The sequence below is a fragment of the Streptomyces sp. NPDC005533 genome (assembly GCF_042871845.1).
In the GTDB taxonomy this organism is placed as follows: domain Bacteria; phylum Actinomycetota; class Actinomycetes; order Streptomycetales; family Streptomycetaceae; genus Streptomyces.
Window position 1 is genome coordinate 116,979 of the sequence record NZ_JBIAJH010000004.1, and the last position, 18,283, is coordinate 135,261.

23 protein-coding genes are annotated in these 18,283 nt (G+C 71.1%); 6 read left to right on the top strand and 17 right to left on the bottom strand.

The genetic code is table 11. The annotated features are described in order from the left end of the window. Window positions 1-117 precede the first annotated feature (117 nt). Window positions 118-1,050, top strand: coding sequence for a 5'-nucleotidase (locus ACFYP3_RS05660; protein ID WP_388827226.1), 933 nt, complete (start codon window positions 118-120; stop codon window positions 1,048-1,050). A gap of 10 nt (window positions 1,051-1,060) precedes the next feature. Here ACFYP3_RS05660 and ACFYP3_RS05665 read toward each other — a convergent pair whose 3' ends face one another. The 3 genes from ACFYP3_RS05665 to ACFYP3_RS05675 all read right to left on the bottom strand — a co-directional run bounded on the left by ACFYP3_RS05665 (window position 1,061) and on the right by ACFYP3_RS05675 (window position 3,495). Next, window positions 1,061-1,450, bottom strand: coding sequence for a gamma-glutamylcyclotransferase family protein (locus ACFYP3_RS05665; RefSeq protein WP_388827229.1), 390 nt, complete (start codon window positions 1,448-1,450; stop codon window positions 1,061-1,063). A 456-nt stretch (window positions 1,451-1,906) separates the two neighbouring features. Beyond that, a complete protein-coding gene (locus ACFYP3_RS05670; RefSeq protein ID WP_388827231.1) occupies window positions 1,907-2,422 on the bottom strand; it encodes a DUF5133 domain-containing protein in 516 nt (171 codons plus the stop codon). Window positions 2,423-2,703: 281 nt separating this feature from the next. Continuing rightward, on the bottom strand, window positions 2,704-3,495 hold the full coding sequence (locus ACFYP3_RS05675) for a DUF4239 domain-containing protein (RefSeq protein ID WP_388827234.1): 792 nt from the start codon (window positions 3,493-3,495) through the stop codon (window positions 2,704-2,706). Between the two features lie 298 nt (window positions 3,496-3,793). Here ACFYP3_RS05675 and ACFYP3_RS05680 point away from each other — a divergent pair, with 298 nt between their 5' ends. Further along, window positions 3,794-5,857: a protein kinase gene (locus ACFYP3_RS05680; RefSeq protein ID WP_388827237.1), complete on the top strand. Its 2,064-nt coding sequence runs from the start codon at window positions 3,794-3,796 to the stop codon at window positions 5,855-5,857. A 25-nt stretch (window positions 5,858-5,882) separates the two neighbouring features. On the opposite strand, the gene ACFYP3_RS05685 is transcribed toward ACFYP3_RS05680, so the two are convergent. Then, a complete protein-coding gene (locus tag ACFYP3_RS05685; protein WP_388827240.1) occupies window positions 5,883-6,113 on the bottom strand; it encodes a DUF6480 family protein in 231 nt (76 codons plus the stop codon). Window positions 6,114-6,359: 246 nt separating this feature from the next. Here ACFYP3_RS05685 and ACFYP3_RS05690 point away from each other — a divergent pair, with 246 nt between their 5' ends. After that, window positions 6,360-7,160 carry an SDR family NAD(P)-dependent oxidoreductase gene (locus ACFYP3_RS05690; protein WP_388827243.1) on the top strand — a complete coding sequence of 267 codons (801 nt, stop codon included), beginning with the start codon at window positions 6,360-6,362 and terminating at the stop codon, window positions 7,158-7,160. Window positions 7,161-7,243: 83 nt separating this feature from the next. On the opposite strand, the gene ACFYP3_RS05695 is transcribed toward ACFYP3_RS05690, so the two are convergent. The 3 genes from ACFYP3_RS05695 to ACFYP3_RS05705 all read right to left on the bottom strand — a co-directional run bounded on the left by ACFYP3_RS05695 (window position 7,244) and on the right by ACFYP3_RS05705 (window position 10,051). After that, the gene (locus tag ACFYP3_RS05695; protein ID WP_388827246.1) at window positions 7,244-8,626 is read right to left on the bottom strand and encodes a mycothione reductase; all 1,383 of its coding nucleotides are present in this window, start codon (window positions 8,624-8,626) and stop codon (window positions 7,244-7,246) included. A 193-nt stretch (window positions 8,627-8,819) separates the two neighbouring features. Continuing rightward, a complete protein-coding gene (locus ACFYP3_RS05700) occupies window positions 8,820-9,269 on the bottom strand; it encodes an SRPBCC family protein (RefSeq protein WP_388827249.1) in 450 nt (149 codons plus the stop codon). A 341-nt stretch (window positions 9,270-9,610) separates the two neighbouring features. Continuing rightward, complete coding sequence (locus ACFYP3_RS05705; RefSeq protein ID WP_388827252.1) at window positions 9,611-10,051, bottom strand: hypothetical protein; 441 nt, start codon at window positions 10,049-10,051, stop codon at window positions 9,611-9,613. A gap of 278 nt (window positions 10,052-10,329) precedes the next feature. Here ACFYP3_RS05705 and ACFYP3_RS05710 point away from each other — a divergent pair, with 278 nt between their 5' ends. Further along, window positions 10,330-10,989: a TetR/AcrR family transcriptional regulator gene (locus tag ACFYP3_RS05710; RefSeq protein WP_388827255.1), complete on the top strand. Its 660-nt coding sequence runs from the start codon at window positions 10,330-10,332 to the stop codon at window positions 10,987-10,989. A gap of 43 nt (window positions 10,990-11,032) precedes the next feature. Here ACFYP3_RS05710 and ACFYP3_RS05715 read toward each other — a convergent pair whose 3' ends face one another. The 8 genes from ACFYP3_RS05715 to ACFYP3_RS05750 are packed head-to-tail and all read right to left on the bottom strand — an operon-like array spanning window position 11,033 to window position 14,798. Further along, a complete protein-coding gene (locus ACFYP3_RS05715; RefSeq protein ID WP_388827258.1) occupies window positions 11,033-11,437 on the bottom strand; it encodes a gas vesicle protein K in 405 nt (134 codons plus the stop codon). After that, window positions 11,427-11,648 (bottom strand): gas vesicle protein, encoded by a 222-nt coding sequence (locus ACFYP3_RS05720; RefSeq protein WP_388827261.1) that lies wholly within the window; start codon window positions 11,646-11,648, stop codon window positions 11,427-11,429. The genes ACFYP3_RS05715 and ACFYP3_RS05720 overlap by 11 nt, the downstream gene beginning before the upstream one ends. Then, entirely contained in the window at window positions 11,645-12,487 is an 843-nt protein-coding gene (locus ACFYP3_RS05725) for a GvpL/GvpF family gas vesicle protein (protein WP_388827264.1), read from the bottom strand. The genes ACFYP3_RS05720 and ACFYP3_RS05725 overlap by 4 nt, the downstream gene beginning before the upstream one ends. Next, window positions 12,484-12,900 carry a gas vesicle protein GvpJ gene (gene gvpJ, locus ACFYP3_RS05730; protein ID WP_388827267.1) on the bottom strand — a complete coding sequence of 139 codons (417 nt, stop codon included), beginning with the start codon at window positions 12,898-12,900 and terminating at the stop codon, window positions 12,484-12,486. Before gvpJ ends, ACFYP3_RS05725 begins: the two co-directional genes overlap by 4 nt. 21 nt (window positions 12,901-12,921) lie before the next feature. After that, on the bottom strand, window positions 12,922-13,170 hold the full coding sequence (locus tag ACFYP3_RS05735; protein ID WP_388827269.1) for a gas vesicle protein GvpG: 249 nt from the start codon (window positions 13,168-13,170) through the stop codon (window positions 12,922-12,924). A 30-nt stretch (window positions 13,171-13,200) separates the two neighbouring features. Further along, window positions 13,201-13,920 carry a GvpL/GvpF family gas vesicle protein gene (locus tag ACFYP3_RS05740; protein ID WP_388827272.1) on the bottom strand — a complete coding sequence of 240 codons (720 nt, stop codon included), beginning with the start codon at window positions 13,918-13,920 and terminating at the stop codon, window positions 13,201-13,203. Between the two features lie 3 nt (window positions 13,921-13,923). Continuing rightward, window positions 13,924-14,388, bottom strand: a complete 465-nt coding sequence (locus ACFYP3_RS05745; RefSeq protein WP_388827275.1) for a gas vesicle structural protein GvpA — start codon at window positions 14,386-14,388, stop codon at window positions 13,924-13,926. A gap of 29 nt (window positions 14,389-14,417) precedes the next feature. Further along, the gene (locus ACFYP3_RS05750) at window positions 14,418-14,798 is read right to left on the bottom strand and encodes a gas vesicle protein (RefSeq protein WP_388827278.1); all 381 of its coding nucleotides are present in this window, start codon (window positions 14,796-14,798) and stop codon (window positions 14,418-14,420) included. 195 nt (window positions 14,799-14,993) lie between these two features. Between ACFYP3_RS05750 and ACFYP3_RS05755 the strand changes: the two genes are divergently transcribed. Both ACFYP3_RS05755 and ACFYP3_RS05760 read left to right on the top strand, forming a co-directional pair. After that, complete coding sequence (locus ACFYP3_RS05755; RefSeq protein WP_388827281.1) at window positions 14,994-16,079, top strand: histone protein; 1,086 nt, start codon at window positions 14,994-14,996, stop codon at window positions 16,077-16,079. A gap of 3 nt (window positions 16,080-16,082) precedes the next feature. Beyond that, the gene (locus tag ACFYP3_RS05760) at window positions 16,083-17,207 is read left to right on the top strand and encodes an SRPBCC family protein (protein ID WP_388827284.1); all 1,125 of its coding nucleotides are present in this window, start codon (window positions 16,083-16,085) and stop codon (window positions 17,205-17,207) included. Window positions 17,208-17,314: 107 nt separating this feature from the next. Here the strand turns inward: ACFYP3_RS05760 and ACFYP3_RS05765 are convergent, their stop codons facing one another. Together ACFYP3_RS05765 and ACFYP3_RS05770 are read right to left on the bottom strand one after the other, a co-directional pair. Continuing rightward, a complete protein-coding gene (locus ACFYP3_RS05765; RefSeq protein ID WP_388827287.1) occupies window positions 17,315-17,488 on the bottom strand; it encodes a CsbD family protein in 174 nt (57 codons plus the stop codon). Between the two features lie 485 nt (window positions 17,489-17,973). After that, complete coding sequence (locus ACFYP3_RS05770) at window positions 17,974-18,237, bottom strand: GlsB/YeaQ/YmgE family stress response membrane protein (protein WP_388827290.1); 264 nt, start codon at window positions 18,235-18,237, stop codon at window positions 17,974-17,976. Window positions 18,238-18,283 lie beyond the last annotated feature (46 nt).

An 18,283-nucleotide genomic window follows, 5' to 3' on the forward strand; every position in this document is an offset into this window, starting at 1 on the left:
CCTGCGCAACGCCCTCACCACAGCGAGCCGGTCTTGCACCAGGTGCGGCACAGGTTTTCGCGGGCGCGTCAGGGTGATAACCATCCCACCATTGCGCGCACGCCAGCTGGGGGCGTCATGAAGTACGACCTGTCCGGTCGCCTGGTGGTAGGGATCGCCTCCAGTGCCCTGTTCGACCTCACCGACTGCGACGCGGTGTTCCGCGAGCGCGGAGAGGACGCGTACCGGTCCCACCAGGAGGCCCACGTGGACGATCCCCTGGCCAGGGGCGTGGCCTTCCCCTTCGTCCGGCGCCTGCTGTCGTTGAACGACCTCGCGGATCGGGTCGATCCCCTGGTCGAGGTCATCATCCTGTCGCGGAACGACCCGGACACCGGGCTGCGGGTCATGCGTTCGATCGAAGCGCACGGCCTGCCCATCAGCCGGGCCGTCTTCCGGCAGGGCCGTTCACCCCACCCGTTCATGCCGGCGCTGAACATGTCGTTGTTCCTGTCGGCCAACGGCGCGGACGTGCGCGAGGCGATGTCGGACGGATTGCCGGCGGGCCACGTACTCGAGACAGCGCGGGTCGATGACGAGACCGACCCCGAGCTGCGCATCGCCTTCGACTTCGACGGAGTCCTGGCGGGTGACTCCGCCGAGCGGATCTTCCAGGGCGCCGGCCTCGACGAGTTCCGTGCGCACGAGGTCCGCCTCGCGACCACGCCTCACGATCCGGGACCGCTGAGCGGGTTCCTCGCCGGCATCAACCGCATTCAGCGCCGCGAGGAGGACGAGCGCCGCAGGAATCCCGGATACCGGCCGCGCCTGCGGGTGTCCCTCGTCACGGCGCGGGACGCCCCCGCCCATGAGCGCGCCGTGCGGAGCCTCAAGCGGTGGGGGCTACGGGTCAATGACGCCCTGTTCCTCGGCGGCGTCGACAAGGCCGCCGTCATGGGCGTCCTGGATCCGCACATGTTCTTCGACGACCAGGTCACCCACCTGACCGGCACCGCAGCTGCCACGCCCAGCGTCCACATACCGTTCGGAATCGTCAACGCACCCTCATGACGACGCCGGATCAAGCCGCAGCGGTGGAACGGCCGTCGGGGCTCTGCTCGGTCTGCGCACCGAGGTACACCCATGCCCTCGTACCGGAACGCAGGACCACCTCGGTCCTCGCGTAGTCGTCGACCTCGTAGGCGTCCGCCGCGGCGAGTTCGTCGTCGGTGATCACGAAGACGGTGCCCTCGACGGCGTCGGACAGCTCGGAGGAGGGGACGGGCAAGGGGTGCCGGTCGCTTCCGCTGACGGCGATCACCTCGGGGTCGGTGATCTCGATGTAGGTGACCCGGTGTCCGGGCAGCGCGTCGGGCCTCCCCTCGAGCAGCCTGCCGAACTGTGCGAGCTGGACCTCCCGGGACTGCAACGTGCCGTAGGAGAACAACTGGTGATGAGCCGGGCCGGCCATGCGGGTGAACCTCCTGGAATGCCACCTGCCACTGACGTGGTCGCCTCAACCTATCCAATGCGGACCGACCGCGGAGGCGTCGATGGCTGCTGAGCAACTCCTTGTCCGAATAAGTGCGTTGTCGCGATAAGTGCGTTGCCGCGCTGCTCAGCGCTCTCCTCGATGTGCCCGTACTGCCGTTCCCTCTTCGGACTCCGTCGGCTCACGCGTGCGTTCTCCGTCGTCCGGTGACCGCTGGGCATCGGCTTCCCGGCCGCCCCTGCGGGCACGCTCCACCCGGGCCGGGTCCGCGGGCGGGCCCATGCCGGTGCCCGTCCGGGACGGGACTCCCGGCGGGCGGCCGTGTTCGTCCACGGCCGCTCCCTCATCGGGAAGCAGCTTCGGGCGCGGGTCCTGCTTCTTGGCGTTCATATCGACCGACTCTCCGGTGTCGACGGGCGGCCTCGGGCCGCGGGGTCAGCCCTCGGTGTACTGAACGGCCTCGTGCACTGCATCGGCAGCGCAGGGCCGACCCATCAGGATGCACAGCGTGAACAGGGCGTCCTCGAAGGCGCGGCGCGCCTGCGGGTCGGCAGGGGCGGCGGTCAGCCGCAGGCGGGTCTCGAAGAACCGGCCGACGGCCTTCTCCGCGTCCTCCCTGAGCGGCATCAGGCACGGGCGCGAGGCCGGTACGGGATCCGGAGTGCGGGCCGCGTGCAGGGCCTGGCGCAGCGCCCGCTCGGCACGGACCGGTACGGGCATGCCGCGTGAGGCGTCGAGCACCGCGGCGGCCAAGGCGGTCTCGGGCATCGCGGACCCCGCGGCCGCGGCAGCCAGGATGAGCTCGGCTTCGCGGGCCGTGGCCGGGGTCGTCGCCATCAGCGTGCCCACCGCACGCAGGACTCCCGGGTCGGACGGCGCCGGTGGGGTGGTGGAAGCAGGGGCGCGGCGCCCCGCTCCGCGACCCCCGGCGAGGGGGACGGACGCGGTCATGGGATCACCTGCCTTCCAGCGTACGCGTTCAGGTGGGGAGGTCACCCCCCTGGAGCAGGAGGGATACCTCACCCGGGTACGCGAAGGACGCCGCAACCACTACCGCATCACTCCCGGGTCACGGTTCCGCCACCCCGCGGAAGCGGGCCGCGACAGCAAAGGGCTGCTCACCCTTTTCGCCGGCGACGCGCCCGCGCCCCGCTCCCCGCGCCGCCGTGAACGGGCCTGACCCCGCGCACCCTGGGCCGCGCGACCCTTCCGACGCCGGCCGCGCGGTGGGCTCACGGACTCCAGTACTGCGCCAGCGCACCCTCTCGGTACGGTGCCGGACTCACGCTCAGTTCACCCGCGAAGGGGCGGTCGAGTACGAAGACCAGGAGCAGGCTGAAGCCGATGAGGGCGGAGACCGACGCGACGAAGAGCAGCTGGATCCGCAGCTTGCGCATGCCGTACAGGAAGGTGAGGGGGATCAGGACGATCGCGCCGCCGAAGGCCAGGGCCTGGAGCAGTGGGGGCAGTTCCTGCTCGGCCATGGTGAGGCGGGCCCGGCGCTGGGCGGCGATGTCGTTCACGTGGTGGACGGCCTCCTCGTAGAAGACCTCTTCGCGGGCGGTCTTCGGCTCGTACGCCTGCAGCACGTCGTAGACGGCCTGGAGCTTGCCGGCGTTGGCCTCGTAGCTCGGCTTCCCTGCGCGCATCCTGGGCCACTGGTGGTCCACGACCGAGTGGACGTAGCCGCTGAGCGCGGCATCGACCTCGGCGCGTGTCGGGGGCGGGAACGCGGCGGCGTCCCGGGCGATGAGCGCGACATCGGTGGCCTCGGACGCCACGACGGTCTGCGTGCTGTCCAGCTGCGTCCACAGCGTGACGATGACGAAGGCGAGGATGATCCCGTAGATCGCGCCGAACATCCCCAGGGTGACGCCGACCATGTCGTTGTGCTCGCCCCTGGCCAGCGACGGGTATCTGCGGCGGAGCAGCACGCTGCCGGCGACGGCGACGGCGACGGTCCCGCCGACGGTGACCACGGCCAGGGTGAAGGTGCTGAAGTGATTGAGCAGCCAGAGCGACATGTGCGGGGAGTCTAGGGGCGCGACGTGCGCCGACGCCGCCGCCGAGGGCGCCTGCCCGGGATGGGCACGGGGCCGGGCGGGTGCCGGAACAGCGGCCCTGACTGATCAGGTCGAAGCGGGCGGGCACCACCGGATCCACACCATCGGGTGAGGGGAAGACACGCTCACCCGTCGCGCTCGGCGGCGCCCGTGAGCAGGCCCCCGTGCCGGTCTCCGCAAGGGGGCCTCGCTTGACTGGTGGACGGCACGACGGGTAGGGAGAGGCTGTTCATCGCGCAAGGTGTGAAACGGGGGACCAATGAAGCCGCTCGAAACGGGCGATCCCACCTCGCTGGGCGGGGGCCGCTACCGGCTGGTGGGACGGCTCGGCCAGGGGGGCATGGGCGTGGTCTACCTGGGCCGCTCCCAGTCCGGCCGTGCGGTCGCCGTCAAGGTCGTGCGGCCCGAGCTGAGCACCGAGCCCGGGTTCAAGCGCAGGTTCGCCGACGAGGTCGCGGCCGCGCGGCGGGTCGGCGGCTTCCACACCGCGCCGGTGGTCGACGCCGACCCGGACGGAGAGCCGGCCTGGCTGGTGACGGCCTTCGTGCCCGGCCCCACCCTGCAAGCCGTGCTCGCGCGCGTCGGATCGCTGCCTCCGGACACGCTCACCGTCCTGGCGGCCGGCCTGGCCGAGGCGCTGGAGGCGATCCACCGGGCGGGGGTCATCCACCGGGATCTCAAGCCGGCGAACATCATCGTCGCCGAGGACGGACCGCGCGTCATCGATTTCGGCATCGCCCGCGCCCTGGACGGGACGGCCCTGACACAGACGGGTCTGCAGGTCGGCACGCCGGGATTCCTGGCGCCCGAGCAGCTCACCGGCGGTGGCGCGCTCACCCCGGCGGTTGACATGTTCGCGCTGGGGGTGGTGCTCACCCAGGCGGCGGGCGGCGCCCCCTTCGGCGACGGCCCGTCCGCGGCCAGGCACTTCAAGGTGGTCTACGAGGAGCCGGACCTGACCGCGGTGCCCGATGAGCTCCGCGCGGCCATCGGCGCCTGCCTGTCCAAGGACCCGGCGGCAAGGCCCACTCCCGCCGCCTTCCTCGCGACTCTGACCGTCCGCCACCCGGACGGCGGCTCCTGGCTGCCGGAGGCGGCGACGCAACTGCTCCCGCCCCCGGAACCGGCGGTGCGTCCCACCGCGCCGGTCGGCCCACCGGACGGCCCGCAGGACGGCCCGCAGGACGGCCCCCGGGACACCGCGCAGGACCTTCCCGTGCCCGACGCGGTCCCCGCCGCCGCCGCGGAGCCCCGTACGGAACTGTCGCGCACGGTGACGGGCCCCGCGGCGCGGCTCTCCCCCACCCCCGCGCCCGTGCCGAAGGCCGTTGCGGGCAAGCCCCGGCAGCGCCGCGCGGTGGTGGCCGCGGTGCTCGTCGCGTGTCTCGCGGCCGGCGGCCTCTTCGTGTGGCAGCCCTGGACCGACTCCACCAAGGACGATTCCAAGCCGGGCGCCGCCACGCCCACCGGATCCACTCCCGCCCCCGCGTCGTTCCCTGCCGAGCCCCTGCTGATACGGCAGGACACCGCCCCGGGCTGGCCCGGGACGTGCCACGGCGTCATCGCCCGCCGGGACGCCGGGACGGACAAGCCCGTGGAGCTCATCGCCGGGAGCGCGGGCGTGTGCGACACCCTGCCCCAGTGGTCCCCCGACCGCAGGTCGTTCGCGTTCACCCGCAGCACACCCGACGACACGGCCGTGTGGACCGCCAACGCGGACGGTTCGAACGCGCGGCGGATCACCGCCATCGCCGGCGGCAGGGTGTCGTGGTCCCCGGACGGCAGCCGGCTGGCCGTGCTCCGCAAGAAGGACGGGGTCCAGCAGCTGTTCGTGGTCACCGTCGCCGACGGCGTGGCGCGCCAGCTCACTTCGGGCCGGGGCCAGGTGGAGGACCCCGCGTGGGCGCCGGACGGCAAGAGCATCGCGGTCTGCCTGCAGACGGAGCCGGAGAACTGGCAGATCCACCTGGTGGACCCCGCCGCCCCGGACCGTGCCCCGCGGCAGGTGACCCGGCTGCCCCGTCCGGCACTCGACCCGGTGTGGTCACCCGACGGAGCCACCTTCGCGTACACGGCGGGGACCTACGGCACGGGCACCCAGGGCGACATCCGCCTCGTGGGCGCCGACGGCAGTGGCGATCGTGAGCTGGTCGCCACCGGCGCCCATGAGATGGACCCGGCCTGGTCCGTCGACGGCAGGTGGGTGGCCTTCGTCCGCGGGCCGTACGAAAAGCCCGTGATCTGGGCCGTGCGCGCGGACAAGACCGGCGAGCGGACGCTCACCGCCGGCGGCGCCGCCGAGGGGCATCCCGCCTGGCGCTGATGCCCGCGGCCAGGACCCGCGGACGTCAGAGGTTCAGGACGATGGCGTAGGCGAGGAAGAACAGGGCGAAGACGACGGCCAGCAGGCAGATCACCACGAGGGGTCCTTTGCCCCAGCCGCGTGTGAGGGGCCGGTACGGTCCCGCTCCGGAGCCGGTGCTGGACTCGCCGGCCGGTGTCTCGCCGGGTGCCACCCCGGCCTCCGGGCCGGGTCCGGCGGCCCGCTGCCGCTCGGGTTCCGGGAAACGTTCGGACATGGGTCTGCCCTCCTCGGTCGAAGGCGGGTCGCGCCCGGCCCGGCGTCCTCGTGGAACGCCGTGATCCGGCGGCCCGGGGGCTCCCGGCGCCTACCCGCGGCGAGGCACCCCACTCCTGGCGAGACCGAGCACCGCCCGGGCTTGAAGCATCCGCTGCCGGGCAGGCGCCCCCTGGAGCGGCTGCCTCCCCCGGAAGGCCCGCCCGGGCACCGTACGCCGTACGCCGTACGAGAGGCGCAGAATGCCATGGACACCTCCCATCCCCTTGCCGTGATCACCGGCGCCTCCAGCGGCATCGGTCTGGAGTTGGCCCGGGAGTTCGCCCGGCACGGCTACGATCTCGCGGTCACCGCCGAGGACGAACTCCTCGACGACGCGGTTGCCGGGCTCCGGCTGTACGGCACCCGGGTGCACGCGACCCGCGTCGACCTGGCGGCCCCCGGCGGTGTGGAGACCTTGCTGGCGGAGCTCCGCTCCCTCGGCCGGCCGGTGAGCGCCGCGGTCCTGAACGCGGGAATCGGCCGTGGGGGCGCCTTCCTGGAAACCGACCTCGCGGATCTGGCCCGCGTCATCGACGTCAATGTCCTGTCGACCGTGCGCCTGGCCCACGGGTTGCTGAGCGACATGGTGCGGCGCGGTGAGGGACGCGTGCTCGTCGTCGCGTCGGTGGCCGCCGCGATTCCGGGGCCGTACCACGCGGTCTACAACGCCTCCAAGGCCTTCCTGGAGTCCTTCGCGGAGGCCCTGCACGCCGAGGTGAAGGGCTCGGGGGTGTCCGTCACCGCGTTGATGCCCGGTGCCACCGACACCCGGTTCTTCGTGCGTGCCGGTCTGTTGGACACCCGTCTCGGGCGGGCGAAGAAGGACGATCCCGCACGGGTGGCCCGCCAGGGCTACCACGCGCTCATGCGCCGTAGGACGCGTAAGGTCGCGGGATCCGTGCGCACCCGCTCACAGCATGCCGTGACCCGTCTCCTCCCCTCCGAGGCGCGCGCCGCCCTGCACCGCCGATGGGCCAGGCCGCACGGGAGCCGAAGCCACCTCTGACCGCTGCGGCGGGACACCCGCCGGGACGCGCCCGGTCGGGCCGGCGGGCACGGCGTGGTCACGACGGGTGGCCCTTGGTCCGCTCAGGGGGTGGAGGCGTCGAGGTCCAGGCCGAGCAGGGCGTTGGAGACCGTCTCGGTGGCGGCGGGATGGATCCAGTACGGCGTGCGCGCCAGGGTGGCGGCGTCGATCCCCAGGCTCATGGCCACCACCAGCGGCTGGATCAGGGTGGCCGCCTGCGGGCCCAGGATGTGGGCGCCCAGCAGCAGTCCGGTGGCGCGGTCCGCGAGCACCTTGCAGAAGCCGGTGCCGTCCTCCAGGGCCCACCCGTAGGCGGAGTCCGAGAAACGGCGCACGGAGACCGCGTAGTCGAGTCCCTCCTCCCGGCACTCCCGCTCGGTCCTGCCGACCTGAGCGATCTGGGGGCGGGTGAACACCGCCGCGGGAACGGCCTCGTGGACCGTCCGCACCAGGTCGTCGGGGTGCAGCAGGTTGTGTGCCACCACCTCCGCCTCCCGGTTCGCCACGTGTTTCAGGGGGAAGGGCGTGCATACGTCACCGAGGGCGAAGACCCCGGGGGCGGTGGTCCGCTGGAAGGCGTCCACGACGATGCGGCCGTCGCCGTGCCGGTCGATCCCGGCACGGGCGGCCTGGATCCGGTCACCGTTGGGGGTGCGTCCCACGGCGACGAGCAGGGTGTCCGCCTCCACGGTCGTACCGTCGTCCAATACCAGGCCCAGCCCTCCCGGGGCGCCCTCGACGCGGGTCAGCGCCGTGCCGGTGCGCACGTCATAGCGGCCTGCGGCGATCTCGGTGTACGCGGCGGAGACGGCCTCGTCCTGCGCGGCGAGCAGGGTGTCCGCCTGCTCGATGACGGTGATGCGGCTGCCCGCGGCGTGGAAGACGTGTGCGAGTTCGGCCGCGACGTAGCCGCCCCCCAGCACCGCCAGGTGCCGCGGCGGACGTTCCAGGCGCATGACGGTGTCGGACGTCTCGTACGGAAGCCCGGATTCGGCCACCTGTCCGGGCACCGTGGGGCGGCTGCCGGCGGCGACGACGACCTGCTCCCCCCGGATCCTGACGGTGTCGTCGCCCGCCCCGACGAGGAGGGTCCGCTCCTCGGTGAATCGGGCGTGCCCCTTGTAGACGTGGACGTACGGGGTTTCGCGCCGGCCCTCCTCGCCCTCGGCGGCCTCCCGGTCCAGACGTCCGAAGACCCTCTCTCGTACGTCGGCCCACCGGACCCCCTGCAGCGTGGCGTCCACTCCGAGGGAGCCGGCCTCACGGACGCCGTCGGCGAGGTCCGCGACGTGCCCCAGCATCTTGCTCGGGATGCATCCCCGGTTCAGACAGGTTCCGCCGAAGGGCCCCTCGTCGACGATGGCGACGTCCAGGTGGGAGAACCGGTCGTCGACGATGGCGTTTCCGGAGCCCGCCCCTACGATCACGAGGTCATGAGTGCGCATGCCGGGGAACCTACCCGCGCGTCGCGGGGACATCGCCGAGCGGCCCGACTGGTGTCGCGGGATCTCCTGGGCGGCCCGGGGCGGCGGACGCCCGGCATGCCGCGGCCGCCGTGCGGCGTTCCGCACGGCGGCCGTCCACCGTTCTTCCTGCTGCTTCGTCCCCCGCCCGGCCCGCGGCGGTGTCGGGCGGCGGTCAGACCTGTCCGCGCCACTGGCCGGTGGGCGTGCCGCGGTCTTCGATGAAGTGCTTGAAGCGCCGCAGGTCGCCCTTGACCTGCCGATCGACGAATCCGAGCTTGTCGCCGAGGTTCTCCGCCATGCCGTCCGGGTCGAAGTCCATCATCAGCGTGACCTCGGTGTGGGCGGGGTCGATCGGCCGGAACGTGACCAGCCCGGACTGCTCGGTCTCACCGCCGACGGTGACCCAGGCGACCTTCCGGTCCGGGACCTGCTCGGTGATCTCCGCGTCGAACTCCCGCTCCACCCCGGCGATCTTCGTCACCCAGTGCGTGAGCGTGTCCGTGCGCTGCTCGATCCGCTGGACGCTGTCCATGAACTCCGGGAACGACTCGAACTGCGTCCACTGGTTGTAGGCCGTCGTCACCGGCACGTCAACCTCGATCGATTCCTTCACCTGCGACATCAGAGAAATCCTTTCCGCTGCTGTTCCGCGGCCCGTGGGCCGGGGCGGTCGCTTCATCCCTCCCCCACGCCCACGCACCTGCCCGAGCTCCGCCGCGGCAACCACTCGCCGGGACCCGAGCGGACGGCGAGTCCGTGGCAGCCGGCCCAGCCCGAGTGGCGGCATCCCCGAACGGGCAGCCGATGTGGCCCGGGGCTGCCGGGATGCGGCCCCGTCGCAGCCGGAAGGCCGGACCGCACCCCGGTACGTGGCCCCTACCCGCCACCGTCCCTCCCATCCCACCGATCACCTCGTGGTCGGTGGTATGGGAGTCCACAGCACCTCCTGCACCCGGGCCCTGGTTACTCCATGATCGTGATCGGAGGCCGGAAGCTGTCCTCGGTGAGCAGGTCCACATCGAACACGCCGTCGTTGGCCTGCTGCCAGACGCGCAGGTATCTGGTCCTCGCCGCCCAGGTGCCGAGGTCGGCGGTGTCAGCGCTGTACTGCTGCCAGCTCGTCCCGTGCTCGTCCAGGTGATCCGGCCAGGTGTCGGGCCTGTACGCCCACACGGTGACGTGGGTGACGTGGCCGATGGCCTGGCGGAACGGATGGCCGGGGTCGGAGGCCTCGACGGGGGCTTGCAGGGAGCCGAGGCGCCGCAACCCGAGATAGGCGAGGGAGTACACGACCGCGCCCTCGCCCCGGTCCCATCCGTCGGGGCGCACTGTGATGGCGTTCCCCTGGTAGTAGGCCGCGTCGTACAGCCTCGCTCCGGTCTTCGGGCCGAGATCGTTGGGCATGTCGCACTCCCGCGCCTCCGGGTTCGCGTCCCGTGTCCCTACCGTCGCCGATCCCCGGGGCTCCATCGTCGAAAGCTCGCGGCCGGGCCGCAAACAGGGTGGCTGCTCCTCCTCGTCGGCGTGATGGGGAGCGGCCACCCCAGCTTCCCACGATTCCCGTCCGGATCCCGCTCCCGTGCGAACCGATGGCAGCCGTTTCCTCCTTGGATGCACGGTGGTCGGAAAGCACCGCGATCCCTCGTGAGCGATAGGGTGTAACTCGCGAGGAGGAGGCTGTCATGGGTGAAGCAGCTTCGACGACAACCCCCCGTGAGCGATACCGGCAGCAGGTGCGTTCGGAGATCAAAGAACGGGCCCGGGAGCAGATCGCCACTGCTGGAACGTCCGCGCTCTCCCTGAACGGGATCGCCAGACGCATGGGCCTGAGCGGCGCCGGGCTCTACCGCTACTTCACGAGCCGCGACGAACTGCTCACAGAACTTGTTCACGACGCCTACCAGAGCCTGGTGGGAACGCTCAGGGCTGCGAAAGCCCGGGGCGAAGGGGATCTCGCCGGCCTCGGGCAGGCCCTGCGCAGGTGGGCCCTCGATGATCCGCAGCGCTATTTCCTCGTGTACGGTCCCCCGGTGCCGGGCTACCGCAGCCCCGCCGATGCCGCGGCGTTGGCGGCGGAGTTCATGGACATCCTCGTCGGTGCCTGTACCGATGCGCCGGACGCGCCCGACGTGCGCGCGGGCGCGCCCGACACCCCACCGGGGGACGGCCCTGGACGGCCGGCCGGGCAGGCCGGGACGGCCTCGGCGCAGCGCCTCGCCCTCTCCTTCCGAACCCGGCTGCACGGGGTGCTCTCCCTGGAACTCGGCGGTCACTTCGCCGGGACCGAATGCGACCCCGCCCTGCTGTACCAAGCCGAACTGGACCTGCTAGCGGCCCGCTGAACGCGACGACCTCGCAGGCGCGCGTTCGGGGTGCGGGGGGGCGTCAGCCGCGGGGCGGGAGGAGCGGGCCGAGGGGGCCGAGGTCGATGTTGAGGTCCTCCAGGGCGTAGCCGTGTTCCTCGCACAGGTCGGCGAGGTGGTCGTGGAGGGCGAGGAGGGTGGCGCCGAGCTCCTCTTCCTGTTCGTCGGTGAGGTCCCCGGCGTCGACGCGGCGCAGGGCCTGGCGTTCGATGAGCTGGCGCAGGAGCTCGATGATGGTGAGGACGAGCTTCAGGAGGTCTTCCCCGACGGCTTCGGGGTCGGTTTTCAGGCGGTGGGCAGGGCGGGCGCGTTCGTCGTGAGGGGCGGGGGGCGCCTGGACGAGCCGGAAGGCCTCGGAGAGGCTGTCGCCCAGATCGTGGACCCGGCCGCCCCGGGAGGGTGGCGGCGGGGGGTGTTCACCACTCATCGCGTCCGCCCTCCCGCGCCCCGGCAGGGGCGATCTCGGAGCTGACGGAGACGATGAGGGCGCGCAGGGAGATGCGGACGAGGTCGATGTCGGCGATGGACAGGACGATGTCGCCGGTGAGGACGACTCCACCGCTCAGGAGCCGGTCGAGGAGGTCGACGAGAGCGACCTGGCGGCCGGGCAGGGGCTCGCCGTGTTCGCCGACGGTCATGGTGGCGGCTCCGGGGCGTCGGCCGGGCCGGGCGCCGGCATGGCGAAGCTGTAGGGAGCCCAGGGGCCGGTGACCTCGATGCGCAGGTCGGGGAAGTGCCGGGCGGCGTCGGCGATCGCGCTCCGGAACGGCGCGGCCTGGTCGTCGGGGATGAGGTAGGCGTCGTTGAGGACGTTCTCCTCGGGCCCGGTGAGTTCGCCGCGCTGGGGTGCGTGTCGTACGCGCTGGGTGGCATGGCGGGAGGCGATGGCCTCTATGGTCTCGGCAGCCTGCTCTGCCTGCCGGTAGACGGCGTCGCGGGAGTGGCGCTGGGCCCTGCGGGCCTGGAGGTAGGCCTTGCCCGGGCCGGCGGGCGGGGCGGGGGCCGTCGGAGGGGGCTGCGCGGCCTCGGGCGTGAGGTAGATCTTCACCCCGTACTCGGTGTGGGCGCGCAGCCGGTCGAGACTGCGGTCGAAGGCGCCCTGTCGGGCGGCGAGCGCCTGCCGGGCCCGGTGGTCGTCCTCGTAGACGGTGGCCATGCGCAGCGGCAGGACAGGGGCGCGGGCGGCGATGGCCTGGACGACCTCGTGGTGGGTGCGGGCGACGTACTCGAGCCAGTGCAGGTCCTCGAAGTGGCGCTTGAGGGCGCTCTCGTTGAAGTCCTGTTCGGGTACGTCGCTGGCCACGAAGGCGAGCGACTCGCGCGGGGTGCCCGGGGCGGGCTCGGTGGTGTCGGCGGTGAGGGGGAGGAACCTGAGCGGCGCCTCGCCGATGCCGTGCACGCCGGCGAGCGCGTCGCCGAGGGGGCCGGTCCGGTGGGTGACCGCGTAGACGTAGGTGAGGCTGCCGGGGGTGTTCACGGAGGGCTCTTCCGTCGTCGGCCGGCCGGTCGGCCGCCCGGTTCCTCGCCCGGGGCCTCTTCCTCGTCGTCCTCGCCGGGTTCGAGTCGGCCGCGGAGGGCGTCGAGTTCGGCGCGCAGCCGGCGGTTCTCCTGTTCCAGGGGGCTGCCCGTGTGCCGGGACGACAGGGAGGGGTCGTGCTCCCACCAGTCGATGCCCATCTCCTTGGCCTTGTCGACGGAGGCGATCAGGATGCGGAGTTTGATGGTCAACAGCTCGATGTCGAGGAGGTTGATGCGGATGTCGCCGGCGATGACGATGCCCTTGTCCAGGACGCGTTCGAGGATGTCGGCGAGGCTGGAGGAGGACTGCCCGTACGGCATCGGCGCGCGGGAGGCGAAGCTGCCGGGTCGGCCGGGCAGGGGTTCGGTCACGGTGGCCCTTCCTTCTTCGGCTCAGGAAAGCTGCTGCCGGAACGCCGCGATCTCTTCGAGCCGCTCGATCAGCTCGTCCTCCTGGCGGTCGAAGGTCTCCTGGTCGATCTCTCCGCGCAGCAGCTGCTGCTCCAGCTCGGCCAGCCCGCGCCAGACCGGAGCGGGGTCGTAGTACTCCTCTTCGGCCTTGTCGACCACGCGCTGGGCGACCCAGGTGACAGCGCGTACCGGGGCGACGGGGAGCGTCAGCAGGTAGGTGATCAGTCCCACAGCGTTCCCCTTCCGTGGGTTGGGGTGTGGTTACCGGACGAAGCTGTAGGGCGGCAGCGGTCCCGAGAAGCGCAGGTCGACGCCGCTGCCGATCTCCCGGGCCAGGTTGGCCTCCGCGGTACGCAGGGCCTCCTGGCGCTCTTCGGGTACGAGGAGGGAGAGGTTGAGGAAGTCGCTCCCCGAGGGCGGGTGAGCCAGGTACTCGCGGGCGAAGGCGACGAGCGCCTCGGTCAGGCCGGCCGCCAGGGCCTCCTGCCGTACCTGCACCTCGCGGGCGACGATTTCGCCGAGGGCGAGCGGCAGGCCCGGATCCCGGTCTCCGCCGCGGATCCGGTCGTTGAGGTCACTCGCCTCGGGCACGTCCTCGAGGATCTGCTGCAGCAGGGGGGCCTCATCGGCCTGCGAGGCCCTGACGTGGTATTCGGCGCAGCCCTCCAGACGCTTGAGCGCACCGAGGTAGGTCTCCTCGTTGGACTCGAGGACCTCGCGGACCGCGAGGTCGTCGGTGGCGATGTAGCCGAACTGCAGCGGCAGGATCACCCCGTCGGCCATCAGCAGCTCCTGGACCTGCTGGTGGGCGTTGAGGTCGCGGCGTTTGGGGCGGATCTCCTCGTCGATGTCGCTGACCACCGCGCTCAGCGCGCCCGCGGTGACCGTGCGCAGCGGGGAGGGCTCGGCACCGACGCCGCCGACGCCGTCCAGGTCGGTGGGGTGGTCCTTCGTGGTGATCGAGTACACGTAGAGCGGCATCGGTTACTCCTTCTCCCGCCGCACCGGGCGTCGGGCAGCCGGGCGCCGCCGCCTGGGCGCCTCTTCCACCGCCTCTTCCTCCTCTTCCGGCTCCTCGGACTTGGAGGATTTACCGGTCAGGGAATCGGTCACGGCCTCGACGGCTCCGCTGAGGGCACCCTTCGTCTTCCCGCGGGCTCCGCCTTCAAGCACGTTGCCCATGACATCCGTGAGCTGGGCGGGGGCTTTGCGGCCTGCTTCGAGGTCGAGGCGGTTGCAGGCCTCGGCGAAGCGCAGGTAGGTGTCGACGCTCGCGACCACGATCCGCGCGTCGATCTTGATGAGTTCGATCCCCACCAAGGAGACGCGGACGAAGACGTCGATGACCAGCCCGCGGTCGAGGATGAGCTCGAGGACGTCGTAGAGGCTGCTCGTGCCGCCTCCCTGTCCTCGGGCGACGGGGCCGCCGCCCTGGGGCACCATGGTCATGGCGCCTCCTTCCGCCGGTCGGCCCGTGCTCAGGTCGGCCGGTCGATCATGCCGCGCGTGTAGCGGCGGGTGCGTTCGTAGGAGATCAGCTCACCGTCCTCGTCCAGCGCGACGCGATAACTGGCCATCACGCTGGTGGTGTCCGGGATGCGTTCCAGCTCCACCACTTCCACCTGCGCCTCCCAGCCGTCCTCGGTCGGCTTCAGCGAGGAGACGGAATCCGGAAGCCGACCCAGCAGTTCAGCGAGCTGCTGCGCCGCGGCACGCATCGCCGCCGCCGCGCCCGCCTTACCGGAACGGCGCCGCGGCGCGGTGCGCCGGGACCTTTCCCTGTCCTGCCCTTCGCCGTCGCCGTCGCCGTCTGCGCGCGAAGAGGCCCGCCGGGGGCGTGCAGGTTCCGCTGCGGCCATATGCCCCTCCCTTGGGGAGACGGGCTCACAGAAACTAGAATGTCACCAAATCCAGGTATAAGCCCCATATCGGGGCAGACGCCTTTTCGAGGACGGCATCCGACCGGACCCCTTCGCGTCAGCGGACCGTGTGAGCGCGCCACTCTCCGCCGACGACACCACCAAGACCGAAAGCGCCCTGGCAGGGGAATGACCATGGAGGACACCACCAAGATCGCGCTCGCAGCCGCTGTGGCTGGGGGATACCTACTCGGCCGGGCGAAGAAGGGCCGCCTGGCCTTCACCGTGGCGACCTATCTCGCCGGTCGCCGCTTCGGGCTCGAACCCGGACAGCTGCTCAAGGAAGGCGCCTCCCGGCTCAAGGAGATGCCACAGTTCGACGAACTCGCGGAGCAGCTGCGAGGGGAAGCCCTCGACGCCGGCAAGCAAGCGCTGGCTGTCGCGGCCAACCGCAAGCTCGCCGACCTCGCCGGCGTACTGCACGACCGCACCCTCGAGCTCACCCGCAGCGGTCGGGACGAGGAGGAGCAGGGCGAGGACGAGAACGAGGACGAGGAACCGTACGAGGACGAGGAAGCCGAGGACTACGCGGGCGAGGACGACGAGGAGTACGCCGAGCCCGAGGACGAAGCGGAGGAGGGCGAAGAGGAGGAGGAAGAGGGCGAGCAGGGACCGGAGGCGGAGGCCGAAGAGGACGAGGAACCCGAAGAAGAGGAAGAGGAAGAGGAAGAACCCGAGGAGGAAGAGCCGGAGGAGGAAGAGGAAGAAGAGGAGGAGCCTCCCCCGCCGCCGCGCCGGACGCGTACCTCGGCTGGCGCACGCGGCAGCAGGACCGCAGCCCCCGCACGAAAGACCGCACGGCGTCCCACCCCGGCGAAGAAGTCAGCGCCCGCGAAGACGCCTGCGAAGAAGGCGCCACCCGCCAAGAAGGCCGCGCCTGCGAAGAGGAGCCCCGCGAAGAAGGCAGCGCCGTCGAGGGAGTCCGCACCCGCCAAGAAGGCCGCGGCGAAGAAGTCCTCCCCCGCCGGGAAGACGGCAGCGAAGAAGAGCGCCGGCGCCCGGCCCGCGAAGAAGGCGGCGCCCGCCAAGAAGAGCGCCCCGCGAAGGGCGGCCGCGAAGAAGACCAGCGCCCCGCCGCGCAAGCGGAGCACCGCCCAGAGCCCGGCACGCAAGAGCGCTGCCACCAAGTCCACCGCCAAGAAGGCCACGGGCCGCACCCCGGCCGCCCGCAAGACGGCCGCCAAGAAGACGGCGGCGCGCAAGCCGTCCACGCGGAGGTAGGCCATGGCAACCTCAGACCGCAAAGGCTCGTCGGAGTCCCTCTCCGGGATGGACAAGCTGCTGAAGGAACTCACCGGATACCTCGCCGCCCAGGCCGACCAACTGGCCGACAAGGCCACCGACAAGCTCTCCGACGTCACCGACCAGCTGTACGACGTTGCCGACAACAACGGCAGCCTCTCGGACGTCGCCGGCATCGGCGGCCGGCTCCTGCAGGGCGACTCCCCCCTGAAGGCGTTCGCCGGGCAGAAACTCGGCAACCTCAAGGACAAGGTCACCGAGGCGTTCGGTGGCGGAAAAGGCCGCGGCCGCAAGAGCAGCGGCGGCAAGGTCGTCAACATCGTCGAAGCCCTTGACGTCGGCCTGCCGCTGCGCACGGTCTACGACCACTGGACGCAGTACGAGAACTTCAGCGGATTCACCAAGGGCGTCCGCGACGTCTCCCGAAACGACGACACCACCAGTGACTGGAAGGTCAAGGTCGGCCCCTCCACGCGAAGCTGGAAGGCCACCGTCCAGGAACAGGTGCCCGACGACCGCATCGTGTGGACCTCGCAGGGCGCGAAGGGATCGACCCGTGGCTGCGTCACCTTCCACGAACTCGCCCCGTCGCTGACCCGCATCGTCATCGTCGTCGAGTACTACCCGTCCGGGCTCTTCGAAAAGACCGGCAACCTCTGGCGCGCACAGGGCCGGCGCCTGCGCCTGGACCTGAAGCACTTCCTGCGGCACGCCATGCTCACCACCGACGAACCGGAAGGCTGGCGCGGCGAGATCCGCGACGGCGAGGTCGTCCGGACGCACGAAGAAGCCCTCGAAGAGGAACAGGGCGAAGAGGCGGAGGAGGGAGAGTACGAGGACGGCGGCGCCGAGGACGACGAGGAGGAGTACGGCGACGGCGAGGAGCAGGGCGAAGAGGGAAGCGACGACGAGGACGCTCAGTACAGCGACGAGGAGCTCGAAGAGGAGGACGAGGAACCCGAGGAGGAGGGGTCCGAGGAGGAGGGGTCCGAGGAGGACGGGGAGGAAGACGAGGAACTTGAGGAGGAACCGGAGGAGGAGGCAGAAGAGGAGGCAGAGGAGGAACCGGCTCCGCCTCGCCGGCGTCGGCACCGACAGCCCGCCTGAAGCGCCCTTCGGAACAGCAGCGGACGGCCATGTGAGGGCCGGTGGGAGATCTCCCACCGGCCCTCACCCCCACGCATCACCTCACGTACCAGCCTCAACTCGGCGTCTCAGTGCTTCAGCGCGTCTTTCGCCTTCTGGGCGGCCTGCTTCGCGTCACCCATCGCCTGCTCACTCCGACCCTTGGCCTCCAGGCTCTCGTTCCCCACCGCCTTGCCCGTGGTTTCCTTCACCTTGCCCTTGGTCGTCTTGGCGACGTTCTTGGCCTTCTTACCTGCAGTCATTCCTCTCACCTCCCCGCCACTAGGTGCTCGGCATCACAGCCTGCTCAGCCCCTACCCCTCGCGAGAACGAATACGCATTTCTCTACATTCAGGACAAAGAGCAGGTCGCCGCAGTCACCGCACGGCCCCGTCCGCAGCCCCGTGGGCAGGTCGGATTGAGACGATTTGTGGCGTTCTCGGTGCTTGAAACCGGGGTAGGTGGCCCACATGGACTTCATCCCGGGGCGCCACGGCCACAAGCGGAGGGCGCGTGGGGCGCTCGTTCGCTGGATGCGACGGCCTGTCGTGGGACGGATCCTGTTGCAACTGACGGCCTGGGGTGTGCGAGTGACGGTGTGGACCGCTCGGCGGGCGCTGCGCCGCAGGGTGAGACGCGTCCTGCACGGGTGATGGACGAGGGTGAACGACGGAAACGGCTTCGCCCGCTCACGCGGGGAAGCCGTTTCCGGTACCGAGGGGACAGGCGGACGGGTTGCCGTTTCCTGTCAGTGCCTGGCGCGACTGAAGAGGCGGAAGACGCCGAGGAGGATGAGGGAGCCGACGATGGCGGCGATCCACGTCGAGATTTCGAAGAAGCCGTCGATGGAGTCGACTCCGAAAATCACCTTGCCGAGCCATCCGCCGAGCAGTCCGCCCGCGATTCCTATCAGTATGGTGATGATGATTCCGCCCGGGTCCCTACCGGGCATCAGCATTTTTGCGATGATGCCCGCAAAGAGACCGATAAGAATCCAAGCAATAATGCCCATGTTCCCTTCCCATCTCGCGGCACAGGGGTGCGGTGCACTACTTCTA

What these genes read in the sequence shown, in the direction of transcription:
- ACFYP3_RS05740 (WP_388827272.1), bottom strand. Translation starts at nt 13,920, where the DNA reads ATGCCGCTCTACGTGTACTCGATCACCACGAAGGACCACCCCACCGAC.
- ACFYP3_RS05755 (WP_388827281.1), top strand. Translation starts at nt 14,994, where the DNA reads ATGGAGGACACCACCAAGATCGCGCTCGCAGCCGCTGTGGCTGGGGGA.
- ACFYP3_RS05690 (WP_388827243.1), top strand. Translation starts at nt 6,360, where the DNA reads ATGGACACCTCCCATCCCCTTGCCGTGATCACCGGCGCCTCCAGCGGC.
- ACFYP3_RS05665 (WP_388827229.1), bottom strand. Translation starts at nt 1,450, where the DNA reads ATGGCCGGCCCGGCTCATCACCAGTTGTTCTCCTACGGCACGTTGCAG.
- ACFYP3_RS05715 (WP_388827258.1), bottom strand. Translation starts at nt 11,437, where the DNA reads ATGAGTGGTGAACACCCCCCGCCGCCACCCTCCCGGGGCGGCCGGGTC.
- ACFYP3_RS05695 (WP_388827246.1), bottom strand. Translation starts at nt 8,626, where the DNA reads ATGCGCACTCATGACCTCGTGATCGTAGGGGCGGGCTCCGGAAACGCC.
- ACFYP3_RS05705 (WP_388827252.1), bottom strand. Translation starts at nt 10,051, where the DNA reads ATGCCCAACGATCTCGGCCCGAAGACCGGAGCGAGGCTGTACGACGCG.
- ACFYP3_RS05675 (WP_388827234.1), bottom strand. Translation starts at nt 3,495, where the DNA reads ATGTCGCTCTGGCTGCTCAATCACTTCAGCACCTTCACCCTGGCCGTG.
- ACFYP3_RS05710 (WP_388827255.1), top strand. Translation starts at nt 10,330, where the DNA reads ATGGGTGAAGCAGCTTCGACGACAACCCCCCGTGAGCGATACCGGCAG.
- ACFYP3_RS05685 (WP_388827240.1), bottom strand. Translation starts at nt 6,113, where the DNA reads ATGTCCGAACGTTTCCCGGAACCCGAGCGGCAGCGGGCCGCCGGACCC.
- ACFYP3_RS05720 (WP_388827261.1), bottom strand. Translation starts at nt 11,648, where the DNA reads ATGACCGTCGGCGAACACGGCGAGCCCCTGCCCGGCCGCCAGGTCGCT.
- ACFYP3_RS05745 (WP_388827275.1), bottom strand. Translation starts at nt 14,388, where the DNA reads ATGACCATGGTGCCCCAGGGCGGCGGCCCCGTCGCCCGAGGACAGGGA.
- ACFYP3_RS05765 (WP_388827287.1), bottom strand. Translation starts at nt 17,488, where the DNA reads ATGACTGCAGGTAAGAAGGCCAAGAACGTCGCCAAGACGACCAAGGGC.
- ACFYP3_RS05770 (WP_388827290.1), bottom strand. Translation starts at nt 18,237, where the DNA reads ATGGGCATTATTGCTTGGATTCTTATCGGTCTCTTTGCGGGCATCATC.
- ACFYP3_RS05660 (WP_388827226.1), top strand. Translation starts at nt 118, where the DNA reads ATGAAGTACGACCTGTCCGGTCGCCTGGTGGTAGGGATCGCCTCCAGT.
- ACFYP3_RS05750 (WP_388827278.1), bottom strand. Translation starts at nt 14,798, where the DNA reads ATGGCCGCAGCGGAACCTGCACGCCCCCGGCGGGCCTCTTCGCGCGCA.
- ACFYP3_RS05700 (WP_388827249.1), bottom strand. Translation starts at nt 9,269, where the DNA reads ATGTCGCAGGTGAAGGAATCGATCGAGGTTGACGTGCCGGTGACGACG.
- ACFYP3_RS05760 (WP_388827284.1), top strand. Translation starts at nt 16,083, where the DNA reads ATGGCAACCTCAGACCGCAAAGGCTCGTCGGAGTCCCTCTCCGGGATG.
- ACFYP3_RS05670 (WP_388827231.1), bottom strand. Translation starts at nt 2,422, where the DNA reads ATGACCGCGTCCGTCCCCCTCGCCGGGGGTCGCGGAGCGGGGCGCCGC.
- ACFYP3_RS05680 (WP_388827237.1), top strand. Translation starts at nt 3,794, where the DNA reads ATGAAGCCGCTCGAAACGGGCGATCCCACCTCGCTGGGCGGGGGCCGC.